Source organism: Actinomyces naeslundii, from assembly GCF_001956585.1.
Taxonomy (GTDB): domain Bacteria; phylum Actinomycetota; class Actinomycetes; order Actinomycetales; family Actinomycetaceae; genus Actinomyces; species Actinomyces naeslundii.
On sequence record NZ_MSRR01000013.1, the window covers coordinates 135,115 to 149,929 of the forward strand.

General features: G+C 69.1%; 14 protein-coding genes. 3 read left to right on the plus strand and 11 right to left on the minus strand.

Annotated features, from left to right (window positions below):
• Window positions 1-40: 40 nt before the first annotated feature.
• The 11 genes from BKH33_RS07780 to BKH33_RS07830 form a co-directional block, all read right to left on the minus strand.
• A complete protein-coding gene (locus BKH33_RS07780) occupies window positions 41-538 on the minus strand; it encodes an NUDIX domain-containing protein (protein ID WP_003780941.1) in 498 nt (165 codons plus the stop codon).
• Window positions 535-1,485: a hypothetical protein gene (locus BKH33_RS07785; RefSeq protein ID WP_373692700.1), complete on the minus strand. Its 951-nt coding sequence runs from the start codon at window positions 1,483-1,485 to the stop codon at window positions 535-537. Before BKH33_RS07785 ends, BKH33_RS07780 begins: the two co-directional genes overlap by 4 nt.
• Window positions 1,485-2,588, minus strand: coding sequence for a VWA domain-containing protein (locus BKH33_RS07790; protein ID WP_003780897.1), 1,104 nt, complete (start codon window positions 2,586-2,588; stop codon window positions 1,485-1,487). Before BKH33_RS07790 ends, BKH33_RS07785 begins: the two co-directional genes overlap by 1 nt.
• The gene (locus BKH33_RS07795; protein WP_003780934.1) at window positions 2,585-3,697 is read right to left on the minus strand and encodes a VWA domain-containing protein; all 1,113 of its coding nucleotides are present in this window, start codon (window positions 3,695-3,697) and stop codon (window positions 2,585-2,587) included. Before BKH33_RS07795 ends, BKH33_RS07790 begins: the two co-directional genes overlap by 4 nt.
• Window positions 3,691-4,212, minus strand: coding sequence for an alpha-amylase (locus BKH33_RS07800; RefSeq protein ID WP_076066435.1), 522 nt, complete (start codon window positions 4,210-4,212; stop codon window positions 3,691-3,693). Before BKH33_RS07800 ends, BKH33_RS07795 begins: the two co-directional genes overlap by 7 nt.
• 3 nt (window positions 4,213-4,215) lie before the next feature.
• Entirely contained in the window at window positions 4,216-5,220 is a 1,005-nt protein-coding gene (locus BKH33_RS07805) for a DUF58 domain-containing protein (RefSeq protein WP_043539898.1), read from the minus strand.
• A 23-nt stretch (window positions 5,221-5,243) separates the two neighbouring features.
• Window positions 5,244-6,611 carry an AAA family ATPase gene (locus BKH33_RS07810; RefSeq protein ID WP_043539900.1) on the minus strand — a complete coding sequence of 456 codons (1,368 nt, stop codon included), beginning with the start codon at window positions 6,609-6,611 and terminating at the stop codon, window positions 5,244-5,246.
• 215 nt (window positions 6,612-6,826) lie between these two features.
• The gene (locus BKH33_RS07815) at window positions 6,827-7,729 is read right to left on the minus strand and encodes an LmeA family phospholipid-binding protein (RefSeq protein ID WP_003785385.1); all 903 of its coding nucleotides are present in this window, start codon (window positions 7,727-7,729) and stop codon (window positions 6,827-6,829) included.
• A 13-nt stretch (window positions 7,730-7,742) separates the two neighbouring features.
• Window positions 7,743-8,576 carry an FHA domain-containing protein gene (locus tag BKH33_RS07820; protein ID WP_003785401.1) on the minus strand — a complete coding sequence of 278 codons (834 nt, stop codon included), beginning with the start codon at window positions 8,574-8,576 and terminating at the stop codon, window positions 7,743-7,745.
• 170 nt (window positions 8,577-8,746) lie between these two features.
• Window positions 8,747-10,120 carry an FHA domain-containing protein gene (locus BKH33_RS07825; protein ID WP_003785397.1) on the minus strand — a complete coding sequence of 458 codons (1,374 nt, stop codon included), beginning with the start codon at window positions 10,118-10,120 and terminating at the stop codon, window positions 8,747-8,749.
• Entirely contained in the window at window positions 10,117-10,974 is an 858-nt protein-coding gene (locus BKH33_RS07830; RefSeq protein WP_003785390.1) for a PP2C family protein-serine/threonine phosphatase, read from the minus strand. The genes BKH33_RS07825 and BKH33_RS07830 overlap by 4 nt, the downstream gene beginning before the upstream one ends.
• Window positions 10,975-11,385: 411 nt before the next feature.
• Here BKH33_RS07830 and BKH33_RS07835 point away from each other — a divergent pair, with 411 nt between their 5' ends.
• From BKH33_RS07835 to BKH33_RS07845, 3 genes are all read left to right on the plus strand, one after another.
• The gene (locus BKH33_RS07835) at window positions 11,386-12,669 is read left to right on the plus strand and encodes a variant leucine-rich repeat-containing protein (protein WP_043539901.1); all 1,284 of its coding nucleotides are present in this window, start codon (window positions 11,386-11,388) and stop codon (window positions 12,667-12,669) included.
• 84 nt (window positions 12,670-12,753) lie between these two features.
• On the plus strand, window positions 12,754-14,025 hold the full coding sequence (locus BKH33_RS07840) for an MFS transporter (RefSeq protein ID WP_003785375.1): 1,272 nt from the start codon (window positions 12,754-12,756) through the stop codon (window positions 14,023-14,025).
• A 60-nt stretch (window positions 14,026-14,085) separates the two neighbouring features.
• A partial coding sequence (locus tag BKH33_RS07845) for a glycosyltransferase family 87 protein (protein WP_143229060.1) occupies window positions 14,086-14,815 on the plus strand: 730 nt, incomplete at its 3' end.

Sequence of the window (14,815 nt, forward strand, 5' to 3'; positions counted from 1 at the left end):
GGTGTCGGAGCACGCACCACTCGACCGCGTCGGCGCCCCATCAGCGTCCCAGCGCCGTCACCAGCGCATCGATGATGGGCAGGTCCGCCTCCAGCCACGGCAGCCGGCGCAGCCGGTCGGGCGGGTCCAGGCTCACCCACTCCAGGCTCAGGTGGTCGGCACCGACCCGCCCCTGGTCCCCGAGCAGAGCGGGCTCTGCCAGCCAGACACGCATCCTGAAACCGTGCATGGCCGGCCAGGCCGGGGCGTCGTCGCCAGGACCGCCCTCCAGTGGCACGGGAACCGCCAGGCCCCGGGGCGGGATGAGCTCGGGTCCCAGACGCGCGCTCATACCGATCTCTTCATCCAGCTCGCGAGCCAGGGCCTGCTCGGGCCGTTCTGCCGGCTCGACCTTGCCCCCGGGCAGCTCGAACTGCCCCGCGTGCTCGGGCGGGTAGGAACGGGCTGCGCACAGCAGCGTCGTCGGGCGCTCCAGCCGGTCCAGGACAGCGGCCGCCACGACGAGCCGGGAGGCACTCACCGCATCGGAGCCGCTCACCAGGGCTTGCCCCCGCCACCACCGTCCTTGGGCTTCGTAGTCGGCCCCGAGCTGGAGTTGTTGCGGTCCCGCAGGCGTTGGGCCCGGTCATCGGCAGGGGTCGGTGAGCTGGAGGGGGTCTCACCCGGAGAGCTCGAGGCCGACGATGACGGGTCCGAGCTGGGAGTGGAGCTCGGGTCCGAGCTGGGCGTGGCGCTCGAATCAGAGCTGGGGGTGGCGCTCGGCTGGCTGGAGGAGCTGGCCGAGGGGTCCGAGCTGGGCGTGGCACTGGGGTCGGAGCTGGGCGTTGCCGACGGATTCGGGCTCTGCGAGGGGTTCTGCTCAGGCGGGGGCGGCACCTCACAGGTGTCGGCGGCCTTCTTGGCCTCCTCAGCATGCTCGCCCGCCGAGGCGGAGTCGCCACTCTCCTGGGCCTTGGCGGCCAGCGACAGGTGCGCGACGTACAGGTTGACGCGAACCATGCACTCCGGGGAGCGGGCATCCTTCACCTTGGTCTGGGGATCGGCCTTGGCCTTCGGAGCCTTGGCGAGCGCCTGGTTGAGGCTGGTGACCGCGGCGGTCGGATCATCCGCGGCGAGCTGCCCGGTCCCCAGATTGAAGTAGACGCGCCACTGCTCCAACCAGGGGTTGATCCTGGCCACTGTGCGGTAGCGGGACAGCGCAGTGTCGTAGTGGCCGGCGGCTGCCGCACGGTTGCCGGCCAGGGAGATGAGGAAGATCGAGCCGAGCCACAGGGAGATGATGGTGGCCAGCACTGCCGGCACTCCACCGATCTTGAGGAGCCGGCGGCGTCGGCGCAGACGGGCCTCACGCCGTCGGGGATCCTCGGGGGCGGAGGGGTCCGGGGATGCGTCCGAGCCCGGTTCGTGCAGGTAATCGAAGGTGTCGCCTTCGGCGCCGGCACCCTCCGGGGGGAGCCCCGCTCCGGGAGTGTTTCCTGTCGTCATCATCTTCCCCTTCCCGTGAGAAGACGCAGGCGGCGGTCGGCTCGCATCAGGTCGATGATCTCCCACAGCAGCAGGCCGAAGGCGATGATTCCCAGAGGCCAGGTCAGGTAGACCCGGGCGTTGGTCTTGGCCCGTCCGTCGGAGGTGACGGCCTCAATGTTCAGGTTGGTGAACTTGCTCGTCGGGTCGTCGCCAGAGCCACCAGTACGGTGGTAGTAGGGCAACCCCATGTCGGTGGCCACGCTCTGGAGCTCGTCGGCGTCGATCTTCGACACCCCGGGCTGCCCACCCTGGCCGTCGGCGATGTAGTCGGACTGGGTGTGCTCACCGGTGGAGGATGAGCCGTCGTAGCTGCGCATCTTCCCACCCTCGGTGGTTCCGTAGCCCAGCACCGCGCCCCCGTCGACAAGACCGGCCAGTGACTTCCAGGAGATGCCGGCGCTGTCGGCCGCTTGAGCGCCACGACCGTCGTCGGTGGCCTCCCCGTCGGAGAAGATGTAGACGAGACGGATGTCCTTGGACTCGGAATTACGGGCCTGCACCAGGGACTGGCCCAGCATCGGCAGGGCCACCTCCAGCGAGGAGCCGGTGGCGTGGGCCGAGACCTCCTGCTTGAGTGAGCCGATCCAGGCGTCGACGGCGTTGGTGTCACGGGTCAGAGGCAGCTCGGTGGCAGCGGTGTTGTCCAAGGCGATGATGGAGAACCGCGAATCCGGGAAGGCCTCCCGGATGGCGCGCATATCGGAGCGCACGCCGTCAAGCCTGGTGGAGGCCGCCTGGTCGACGCCGTCGGGCCCCTTGCCCTGGTAGTCCTCCGCGGCCATGGACCCGGTGCGGTCCACCACCATGTAGATCTCCACGTTGGAGACACTGATGGCCTCGCTGCCGCGGATCGCCGGCCCCGCCATCGCCAGCGTCATGACGACGACGATGGCCAGGCGCCGCCACCAGGCTCGGCGGGCAATCGGCTCAGCCCCGTCCCGATTCAGACGGCGCCGGGAGACGACGAGCAGGACCACCAGGGCTGCGCTCACCAGGAACACGAGGATCCACCAGGTGACCGGGATGAACGCGAAGTCTCCGATGACAGGAACCGGTCTCATGCTCGCCTCCAGGTGGTTAGCCCCAGATAGCCCAGAAGGACAAGTGAGAGGGTGATGATGGGCATCTGGGGGACATCGGTGCGACGGGTCTGCTTTCGGCCTCCGAGGGCGCTGACCTCGGTCTTCTCCAGCTGCTTGACGATGTCGCCGCCGGTACCCGAGTCCTCGACGTCGTAGAAGCGGCCCTTCCCCTGCTTCTCGGTGAGAGTCTTGAGCTCCTCGCGCGACTCCTCGGGGGTCTGCTCGAGCTCGTACTGGTAGGACTGCTGATCGTCCGCACCGTAGATGGAGAACAGGCGGATCTTGCGCTCGGACAGGAGGTCGACGGCGTCGGGCAGGGAGTAGATCTGCTCCCTGTCGGGGTCGATGACCTGGTTGTCGGTGGCGAGGATGATCGAGCGGGAGCGTTCCAGCCCCTGGTTGTCGAATGCCTGGGCACAGGAGGCGAGCCCGTCACCTGCCAGGGAGGAGCCGTTGACGCTGGAGTTCACCGTGCCGCTGAAGGCCTCGGCGTACCGGAGCTGCTGCTTGTAGGTGGCGTTGTCCGGGTCGATGTCCAGGACATCACCCAGGTCCTCCATCTGCTGACGCAGCAGGTCGTAGTCGTCCGTCAGCGGGACGATGGTCTGGGCCGCGGAGTTCCAGGCGACGAGCCCCACACGCTCGCCGTCGAAGTCCTCCAGGATGTCGGAGAAGGTCGTCAGAACCGAGGAGTCGATCCTCACCATCGACGACGATACGTCCAGGCACAGGACGATATCCCGGTTGGCCAAGGCGTCAGAGCGCTCGGTGACGCGTACGGGGCGGCCGGCGATGGCTGAGGCGCCGAGCAGGCACGCAACCAGTAGAACCGCCAGGAGCGCGTGCAGCCGGCGCTGGGACCTGATACGGGCGTACACCGCCGGCAGCTGGAACAGGCTCGCGGAGTTGGCCAGCCGCCGCGGAAGCTCCGCGGACTGCTGCGTTCCCCAACGGCTCCAGGGCCGTCTCCGGGGCTTGCGGGCGCCGGAACCGGACATCCCCTGGGAGCGGCGATCGGTGACGAAGACCCAGATGATCGTCACTGCGGCAATGACGACAAGAATGGCGAACAGCCAGGGCATCACCATTGGGTGATCACCTCCCGTGCGTGAGTAAGGGCCTCTTGCGCGGCGGCCTGCGGCTCACGATCGAAGGAGGGCTGCTCCCACACGGCGAGCAGCTCTCCAATATGCCCCAGCGGGTTGGTGTCGAGAGGGCGGCCCGCCTGACGCACGCTGCGCCGACGCTCCTCCACCGAGCGTGGACCGGCGGTAGCGGCCATGTCGAGAATCTCCGAGACCGTGGCGGTGGTGATCTCCTCACCGCTGCGGGCCTCGGCGAAGCCCCGCAGCAGAGCCGCCAGCTCCAGGTGAAGGTCTCGCAGGTCCAGCTCGCCGCCGTCCCAGCGCTGGGCGATCTCGGTGAGACGCTCGCCCCACTGACGGCGCTCACCAGGTGCCATCGGGATGTCCCCGACCTCGAGGGAGGTGTCTCTGCGAGTTACCAGGAAGGTACGCAGCAACCAGGCGCTCACCAGGAGGATCCCGACGATCATCACGATGACCATCCATATCGGCATGAGAACCGGGGGCATGATCTGCACGGGTCACCGCCTCCCTCTGGCCACGGCGGCGCGCTCACGCTGAAGGAGCTCGGCGATGTCATCGATGAGGGTCTCCTCGGAGGAGACGACGCCGTACTCCACGTGCCGGGCGTCAAGCACCTGCTCGACGGTGGATCGCCACTGCTCGCGCACCAAGCCGGCCTGGGCCGCCAGGTGGGCGTCGGAGCGCAGGAAGGCCGGGATCTCAAAGGGCAGGTCGATGTCCCGACCGCGGCCGCCGTCCGGGCGCAGCGGGTCATCGTCCTCGATCTGCACAACGATCACCTCATGCTGGATCGACAGGCGTCTGAGCCAGATCGCGGCGTCGGGGCCGGGATGGGCGGTGTCGGTGATCAGGACGACGAGGCTGCGACGACGGTGCCAGGTGCTCACCCGCTCCATGAGACGCGGCAGGCTGGAGGCGGGAGCCCCGGGCGCCAGCTCGAAGACGCCGTCGGGGGCACCGTCGACGGGCGCATCGAGATCCTCGAAGGTGCGGGCAAGCAGAGTCAGCAGGGTCTCGACGTGCTTGGCCCCCGAACGCGCTGGACGCGAGATCGTCCGGCCGGCGTCCCCGGCCACGAGCGCCACCGAGTCTCCCCGCATCCGAGCCAGGTAGGCGAACACCTCGGCGACCCCGAGGGCCAGGTCGCGCTTGTCCTCCCCGGAGGGGGCCATCGCAGCCATGGTCCGGCCGGTGTCCACGGCCAGGACCAGCGACATCATGGACTCGCGCTGGTAGCGCTTGATGACCGGCTGCCCCAGTCGGGCGGAGGACTTCCAGTCGATGTCGGAGATATCGTCCCCGGGCCGGTAGAAGGACATGTCATCGAAGTCCTGGCCGCGGCCGACGAAGACCGACTTGTGGCGCCCGTCGAGCAGCCCTGTGGCCCGCCGCAGGGTCGGCAGGCTCAGGGCGGCGCGAAGACGCTCGATCCGCGCGCCGCGCCTCCCCTCGCCGGGACCGGGAGCGGATGCTCCGGCTGCCTCAGGTGCCTCCATACTCATCGTTCCGCTGGTCCCCACCGGGCTCAGGGCGTGGGGACGGCGGCGAAGATGGCGTCAATGATCGCCTCGGGGGCGACGCCGTCGGCCAGGGCGTCATAGGTGAGCACCAGCCGGTGACGCAGTACCCCGTGGCGCAGCAGGCGCACGTCGTCGGGGATGACGTAGGTGCGCCCCTCCTGGAGGGCGACGGCCTGAGCGACCTTCATCAGCGCGATACCGCCACGCGGGGAGGCACCCACACGCACCTGCCGGTCCAGGCCGGGAACCGGCCGGGGCCCTCCGCCACGGGAGGTGTTGATGAGGGCGACGATGTACTGCTTGATGACGGGGTCGACGTAGACCCGTTCGGCGGCCCGTTGGAGCCACTCGACGTCGTCGGTGGAGATGGGACGCCCGGTCACGGGCTGGTCGAAGCTGCCGTTCGAGATGCGGTCCAGGACATCGGCCTCCTCCGAGGGCCGCGGGTAGGTGAGCACCTCCTTCATGAGGAAGCGGTCCATCTGGGCCTCGGGCAGGACGTAGGTGCCCTCCTCCTCGATGGGGTTCTGGGTGGCCAGGACCATGAAGGGATGCGGCAGCGGGTAGACGACTCCGCCGATGGAGGTCTGGCGCTCCTGCATGGCCTCGAGCATGGCCGACTGGGTCTTGGCGCTGGACCGGTTGATCTCGTCGAGCAGGACGATGTTGGCGTGGACCGGCCCCAGCTGGGTGGTCATCTCACCGGTGGAGGAGTTGAGGATCTGGGTGCCCACGATGTCGTTGGGCATGAGGTCCGGCGTGCACTGGATGCGACGGAAGGAGCCGGAGACGGCGGAGGCCAGCGTCTGGGCGGCGGTGGTCTTGGCCAGGCCGGGCACGGACTCCAGCAGGATGTGGCCACTGGACATCAGCGAGGTGACCAGGGCCGTGCGCAGCTGCTCCTGACCGACGACTCGCTGGGAGAAGATGTCCGCGACGGACTTCAGCAGCACACCGGCGCGCTCGACGTCGGCGTCCCCGGCACCTCGGCGGCTGGAGGCGGCCCGGGCCTCACGACGCAGCGTCTCCCGGGAGGGCAGAGGGCCGGTACCGACCTTCTCCTCAGCCGGCGCCGCAGGCCCGGAGGGGTAGCCGGGAACCGTCACCCTCGATGACGCGGGCTGCGAGGGGGCGGCGGGAGCACTGGAGGTCTGCGGAGCGCCCGGAGGCGGGAACACAGGCGGCGGCTGGGTCATGCCCGGACCGCCCTGTCCCGCGGAGGAGCCGGTGGGCTGACCAGCCTGCTGCCGGGCAACCGGCTGACCGGCGGGCTGACCGATCGGCTGCCCAGTCGGCTGACCAGTCGGCTGACCACTGCCCCAGCCACCCGACTGACTGCCGGGTTGGGCGTGGTGCTCGGGCTGCATGCTCATGGTTCTCCTTGCTCGGTTCTGGCTTGATTCCTCATGCCGTGCGCTCATGCCTGGATAGGCAACGCATTGGCAGGCTATACGAGCCGACGCCCGCAGGGGCCGCCCGAGGAGGGGAAGTCCTCCCCACAGGTCCGAGACAGCCCCACCTTTCACTGTGATGACGTCACTTCGAGGGAAATGTGAGACGAATCGTGGCCGGGCCGAGGGCGCCGTCCTCAGAGCTGACCGAGGTTCACCCGGCTTCCGGCCAGGGTCAGCCGGAGCCCGTCATTGGTGACGATCGCACTGGTCGGATGCAGCCCTTGAGGCAGGGATCCGGAAGGAAGCGTGATCTCAGGGGAGTCCAGCCCGACGTAGCTGAGCATACTGTTCTCCCCCGCACCGACGTCGACCCCGGCCTCTTCTCCCCCCATCCGGGTGGAGGTGACGGTCAGGACCAGGTTGCCATCGGCTCTCACCGACGGCACGATCTCGGCCTCACCGCTCATGCCGAGCAGAGCGGCCGAGGCCTGGATGGCCCCCGGGTCCTGGGCGCTCGTCCCAGTCCGCTTGGCCTGCAGCGTCATGCCCTGAATCTTCGGGTGCTCCCGAGCGGCGAGCGCGGTCACCTGCCGCCAGCTGATCGTTCCGGACGCCGTCACCGTATCGGTCGGGTAGGGCGAACGCAGACTGATGTGGCTGAGGTCGACGTCGACGTCGCTGAGCGTGACCGTGCCCCCACCCTCACCCTTGGGGGTGATCTCCAGGCTCTTGGAGTCCACCGCCAGACTGTCCAGCGAGCCACCGAGGAGCTGGCGCAGGACGATCCCCTTGGTGGTGATCCTCGCGTCCTCACTGAGGCCCGGCAGGGCGGATCGCACCGCGGCATCGACCTGCCCGCGCACGAGGTACTCCGCCCCAACGGCGCCCGCGGTCAGGACGACGACGAGCACCAGCAGCACCACCAGCCAGCGCCGCCCACGACGCCGCACAGGGCGACGCCGATCAGGGAGCAATGAATCGCGCTCCTCGGAGTCCTCGGCCACGATCTCCTCGAGCAACACCTCCTGCGACTCGCTCGCCTCGGTCGCGTCGCTCGGGCTCTCGAGCACGTCGTTGTCATCCCGCTCGTCTGTCATCCCTCGCACCTCGTCAATGCCTCGATGCCGCAGGCGAGCTCTGGGCCACTGGAGCAGTGCTCACCGAGCGCGCGGGCTCCTGGCCGGCGTCCGCCTGATTGGCGGCCCGCTCCTCATCAAGCATGTAGAGGTCCTCGGCCGTGACCATGAGGGTGGACACGGCGTGCTCCACCAGGGCGGTGCGCCGGTTGGAGGCGGCCCCGGCCACGCGTCCACCGCGCAGCCCGCGCACACCCACCCGATCGAGCTTCTCGCAGACGTTGTCGAGCTTGCGGTTGAACTTGGTCAAGGGCCACCCCAGACGCGCTGCGGCCGCCGCGGACGAGGGGATCTCAGCGGCTCCGGTCCCGGCCCGCTTGAGCACCGGCTCGGACAGCGCCAGGACGAGCAGCAGCTGGGAACGGGTCATCGGGGTCACCCCGATGGTGGTCTGCCCCGAGGACTGACGCACGCCGTCGATCCCGGAGAAGTGATCCTCCCCGGAGGTGACGAGGTTGATCTCGTAGGTGGTGGGCCCTGCGGAGAAGGTGAGGATGACCCGGGGGAAGACCAGGGGGATCCTGGCACCGGGGGCCAGGCGCGACTGGACCAGTCCCTCGCCGTCGGTCAGCGTGGCCGACAGCCGACTTCCCTCGTTGGCGATCCACCAGAGCTTCTCCGAGAAGGCGAAGACCAGGAAGCGACGGTGAAGGTAGGGGTTGTCATCGATGTCCAGGTCGCCGCCCCGGCCGATGACGAAGGTGTCGGCGGGGGCGATCCGATGGATCTCTCCGGAGAAGTCCAGGACGAGCTCGTCGGGCTGCTCCGGATTGACCTCTGGCATCTCGGTCCAGGTCAGGTCACTCATGAAATCTCCTTCCACAGCGCCAGTGCCGCTCCGAGGCGGCCGGGTTGCTACCGCACCACATGAATATCACGTCGTTAGGAACATTGAGGGTGTCTGAGACGAGACCTGTCACCAACCCGCATCATCACCTGTGAAATCAACGGCGACGCACTGCCGAGCAGAACGTGCCCTCAGTCACTTCGCGGCCTCAGCCATGCCGGCGGGTCGATCCGAAGCGTCACGCCGTCACCGATATCCATCAGGTCCCCCATGAAGACCGGTGTCGGCATACCAGACCCCAGCAGGACGGGCGTCGCACCGGGGCGCGCAAGCACCGTGCCATTGGACGAGCCGAGGTCCTGAGCCAGGATGCTCCACCCCGAGGTCGTGAGTATGAGGTGAGAGCGCGAGACCATGTGCTGCGGACTGGGCACCGTCACCAGGGCCACGATATGCGGGTCGCCTCCACGCTGAACCTGGGGGGCGCGTCCGACGACGACGTCACCGGCGACCTCGATCGCGGCGCCGGTGGACAGGGTCAGTGTGGCCAGCGCCGGCCGGCGCACGTAGGAGAACATCCCCGTCAAGGGCTGGGAGCAGGTCAGGCAGTCCCGAATCTCAGGCGGGTTGGCATGCCCCTGAGGACAGATCGAGGCCCGCACCGGTGGTGCCGCGATGAGAGCGGCCTCGGAGGCCGAGACGACCTCGGTGTTGGGCAGCGCCTCCAGAGGCTGAGGGGCCCGGACCGGCTGAGGCTGCTTGCTCTTGGAGTTGTCCGGCGCGGTGGGGGTGTCGGCGGTCGGCTGGCCCGCCGAGCTCGCCGTCGGCGCCGAAGGGGCCCTGTGAGCACCGCGACGCCGACGCCCCGATCCGGGTTCCGGCTCGGGATAGTCCGGGAACGTACTGACGTCACCGGTCTCGGAACCACCGGTTCCGGAGCCGTTCCGGCTCCCGTCCGCGGACCCGGCGGAGTCATCGGGGTCCTCCCAGACACCCGTCTCCAGCATCTCCGGAGCCGATTCAGCGATGCTCGACGCAGCAGGCTCCGCCGCGGGGTCCTCCCCGGTCGCTCCGGCGGGCGTCCCTGCGCCGCGGCCGTCGGCGACGTCTGCAACCCCCATCGCTTCCGACACGCCCGCAGTGGCTGCGACAGTCCCGACGGCTGCGACGTCCGGGACGTCAGCGCCGGACGGGACATCATCGGCCTCCGATCCGAGGACGCCTTCGGCCTCCAGGGCCGTCGGCGCCATGTCCTGCGGGAGCTCCGTCACCAGAGCGACCGGCTTGAGCAACGTGGTCTCATCACCGGGCTCCGCGGGCTGCGTCGCCTCTTCCGCTGCCGGCGTAGCCGTCGCCGTCGGCCCCACCCGGGGGAGGTACGTCCCTCCCAGGGCATCCAGGACGCGCAGCCCCGTCTCGATGGAGACGGTGCGGGAGGCAGCCCCGGCAGCCGGACTGATCACGGCAACACCATCGGCGCCGTCAACCCTCACAGAGCCGTCTGAAAGCCGCGTCAGCCCCTCGGGCAACGGGACGCGCTCGCCAGGCAGGGACAATGCGGTCACAGCACCTCCTGGGTAGAAGCATCGCCGGGAACGACTGCGGGAGCGAGGGCCGGGGTCTCGGCGGAGTCCACGACGACGGCCGTGGTGTTGTCATGACCGCCCCCCTCCAGGGAGGCGGCGACCAGAAGCTCGGCCGTGCGCTGCGCCGTGTAGCCGGCGGCCAGCACAGTGGCGATGGCCTCGTCGTCGAGCTCGTCGCTCAGGCCGTCGGAACAGATCAGCAGGCGGTCTCCGGCGGCGACAGGAACACTGTAGAGGTCGGGGACGGCGGAGTCGGCGATCCCCCCTCCCAGCGCGCGGGTGACGACATTGCGGCGAGGGTCGCGCCGCGCCTGCTCGGGAGTGAGCTCACCGGTCTCGATGAGGATCTGGACCCGGGAGTGGTCGCGGGTGACCTGGGACAGCATGTCATCGCGCAGCAGGTAGACCCGAGCGTCCCCGATGTTGAAGATGATCCAGGTCGGCCGCGCAATCCCCTGCTCATCCTCCATCCAGGCCAGAACGACACCGGCGATCGTCGCACCGGGCAGGTAGGCGGCGTGGGACGGGATGGCGACAATCGCCTCCTGAGCGGCCATCACCGAGCGAACGACCGTCTCCACGTCGGTGACGGTCGTGCCGGCCAGTGAGTAGAGGGAGTCGAGAGCGACCTGCGTGGCCATGCGGCCGGCGGCGTGCCCACCCATCCCATCGACGACGACGAAGGCCGGGGCGATGGCGAGGTAGCCATCCTCGTTGACAGTGCGCAGGCGCCCCACGTCAGTGGCCGCACCGACGACGACGCCGGAGGCCCCGGCGCCGTCGGCCCCACGAATCACGAGGGCCTCGGTGTCAGCACGAACGTGCTCGGTCATCGTCTCCCTTTCCCCTGCGTTGCTTGCACTCCCCTAGTAAACCCCAGCACCCGGCCCAGAACCACCGCACCACGGCAGAGATTCCATCATGTGGGAGCCTGGACCGGGCCGAGGGCGAACAATGCCGCCCCCAAGCGTCGCTCGGGCGGGATCTTCCCCGCCTGACTCAGGTCGTCACAGGCCATCGTGAGCCGCTGCGGGGTGCAGGCGGCCGTGACCGGTCAGGCAGTCAGTATCACGAGGCACTCAGGTAGTCTTTCGGCGTGGCCGGTTGACCGGCCCATGCGCCACCAGCGCAGTACCGCGTTCCCTGACTCGGTATCGCAGGTGGTTCCGACACCCAATCCACGACGGACCCGGATGTCGGTCAACCTGGACCGACGCAGTTTTCCCGACCCCGAAGGACCCAGCATGTCTCAGGCCAAGGACGAGCTTGTCGCGCGAGCGCAAGATCCCAACGCAGAGCTGGAGACCCTCCACCAGCTGGCACAGAACTACCCCGGTCTGCGCCCTTACATCGCCGCCAACCCGCGGACCTACCCCGCCCTCCTGGAGTGGCTGGGCACCCTGGGCGACCCTGCGGTCGACGCCGCCCTGGCCTCTCGCAGCGGACATCCCCAGTCGGATCAGGCTCCACAGGCGTCTCCACCCCTGGCGGTCGTCTCACCCCCCGGGTCCCAGCCGGGATCGCCGTCGGCCATGCCCTCCGAGGCCCCGACCCAGGTGACCCTGCCCCGTTCACTCCAGCCCGGCAGCGCCGCCTCTGGTGTCTCAGGGGCCTCCGGGGCCTCAGCGACCAGCTCGAGGAGTGCCGCGAGCGCATCCAGCGCCTTCAGCGCGGCCGGTGCCAACACCCAGGTCGACAGCTTCCGGGCCACGGGCGATCCAGCCGTCTCCAACCCCACCTTCGACCCCAGCCAGGCAGTCCCGTCACAGTCACCGGCCAGACCGGCCCAGCCGGCCCTGCAGCAGACTTTCCAGCAGTCCGCGAACCTCTCCCAGCCGCAGAGCGCGGTGATTCCCGCCGCCGTACAGGCCTCCGCCACGACCGACGGCAACGGCGGTGTCTTCGGCGTCGGCACCGAGGACGACGACTCCTCGGCCCCCTCCTCCTTCCTGACCTCCAACCGCATCCTGCTGATTCTGGCCCTCTTGGTGGCCACCATCCTGGTCTTCCTGGCGACCTGGTACTTCTCCGGCAGCGACAACCACAAATCAGCGAACGAATCGGACACCCAGCCCACGACCCAGAGCAATCAGGCGGCCGGCGCAGCCCCGAATAACGCCTCCGCCTCTCCTACGGCGTCAGCCACGCCGAGCGCCTCGGCGACACCCACACTCAAAGCGCCCGCACCCAACGGAGCCCAGGAGCTGTCCGCCTTCGACGCCCCCAGCGGCAACATCACCTGCACCCTCGGGAAGGATGGCGCCACCTGCGTCATCAACAAGCACGCAGAGAGCTCCTGCCGTGACAAGCCTCTGATCGTCAAGATCGGCGCCAATGGCGGCCAGTCCACCGAGTGCGGCTCGACCTTCTCCGCCAACGGAGTCAGTCTCGGATACGGCTCCTCCGCCAAGAACTCCGAGTTCGCCTGCACCTCGACCGAAGCCGGCATGCAGTGCTGGAGCCAGGTCAGTGGCAGGGGCTTCACTCTCAGTCGCGAAAGGGTCGAGTCCACCACCCACGGCCAGTAAACGTTCCCGCCTCGGCCGGTTCTGCACCGGCCGAGGCGCCGCGCCGTCTTCCTTCAGTTCCCCCAGCAGCACGCAGCTCCTCCCATGGCTACCTCATACAACGCGATTCTCACTCGCCCCGGTGCCCGCGCCTTCACGAGCGCGGGGCTGATCGCCCGGTTCCCCATGTCGATGGTGGGGATCTCCACGATTCTCGCCGTCGAGGAGCTCTACGGCTCTTACACGGCTGCGGGCCTGGTCAGCGCCGCGAGCTTCGTGGCGCTGGCCATCGGGGCGCCGATCCTGGCTCGGTGCGTCGATCGCTACGGTCAGTCCCGGGTCATGCTGCCGGCAGTCCTCATCTCGGCGACCAGTCTGGCCGGATTGATCGCCGCCGCATCCGCGCACGCGCACCTGGGGATCCTGGCCGTGCTGGCCGCCGCCGCAGGAGGGCTGGCCGGCTCCATGGGCTCCTTGGTGCGGGCGCGCTGGACCGCGGTGCTCACTCGCCCCGAGGACATCCACACGGCCTTCTCCCTGGAGGCCGCCCTGGACGAGGTGGCCTTCATTCTGGGGCCGGTACTGGCCACCGCCGTGTGCACAACGCCGTTGCTCCCGGTGACCTCGGGATGGGTGACCTGCCTGATCATGCACGCGGCAGGCGGACTGTGGTTCCTCAGCCAGCGCGCCACCGAGCCCGTTCCACACCCTCGTCGGCACGCAGCCGAGAAGGATGAGGGGACCGGGGAGGCCGGCCGGGACTCGACGCATGGCTTCGAGGGGCAGCGCCCGGTTCTGCGCCACGGGGCAGTCATGGCCACCGTCGTCGTCTTCCTGCTCTCGGGAGCCATGTTCGGGGCCAACGACGTCGCCGCGGTCGCCTTCGCCACCGAGGCCGGGCACAAGTCGGCCTCCGGTCTCGTCCTGGCGGTCTGGGGTGTGGGCTCCTTCATCGCAGCCCTCCTCTACGGCGCACGCACCTGGGGGTGGCCGCTGTGGAAGCAGTTCATGACCGGTACGGCGGCGCTGGCCATCGGCACCTCGACCTTCGTCCTGGCCCCGAATCTCGTGGTGCTGTCGGTCCTGGCCCTCTTGACGGGACTTGCTATCGCCCCGACCCTGACCAGCGGTAACAACATCATCCAGGTGACGGTCGCCCCCTCCCAGCTCACCGAGGGACTGGCCTGGGTGAGTACCGCGCTCAACGTCGGGGTCTCGATCGGGTCCCTGCTGGCAGGGCAGGCCGCGGACGCCGGCGGTTCGCACGCCGGATACCTCGCGGTCGCCGGCTTCGGCTGGGCCGCCGTCCTCGCCGGCGTCGTGGGTCTGCCCGCACTCAAACGAGCACGGACCACTCGGTCGCTGGCCGCCGACTGATGATCAGGCCCGTCAGCATCGATTCCCAGCATCCTCTGTGACTCTTCTACACTCAGCACGATGTCGATCGCAGGGAATCCACAAAACGACCCCCGTTCAGCCCCTCCGGGCGCCGGCTGCGCAGAATGCCCGGACCGTGCGGGCACCACGGGCGGTGCACCCGCCGCCCGGTTCCCACGACTGGTCGCGATCGCGCGCACGCCGGTCCTCGCCGTCATCGGGTGGCTGACGCTGCTGGTGCCCGCCTACTGGTCCCTGGTCGACGACAACGGCCAGTGGATCTTCAAGCTGGACTCCTTCGTCTACTACGAGGCCGTGCGGCAGTGGCTCGAGGGCGGGGACCTCTACGGCTGGTACGCCCTGCCGTCCAAGCACCTGTGGCCCTTCACCTACACGCCGCTGGCGGCCTGGGTGATAGCGCCCCTGACCTGGATGTCGTACCAGTCGGCCACCGTCCTGCTGATCGTGGCCACCCCCTTGTGCGCCGCCATCACGGCCTATGCGACCCTCCGGCGCCTGGGCGCCAGGGTCCGGACGGCGCACAACCTGGCACCGTGGCTTGCACTCATCGGGGTGATCGCCCTGGAGCCCTTCCCCAAGACCATGGAGTACGCGCAGGTCAACGCCATCCTCATGGCACTAGTCGCCGTCGACCTGCTCCTGGTTCCCGAGCGATCACGGTGGCGCGGGGTCCTCAGCGGCCTGGCCGCCGCGATCAAGCTGACACCGGCGGTGGCGATCCTGGTCCTCCTGGCGCGCCGGGAGTGGCGGGCGGCCGCCACAATGGCGG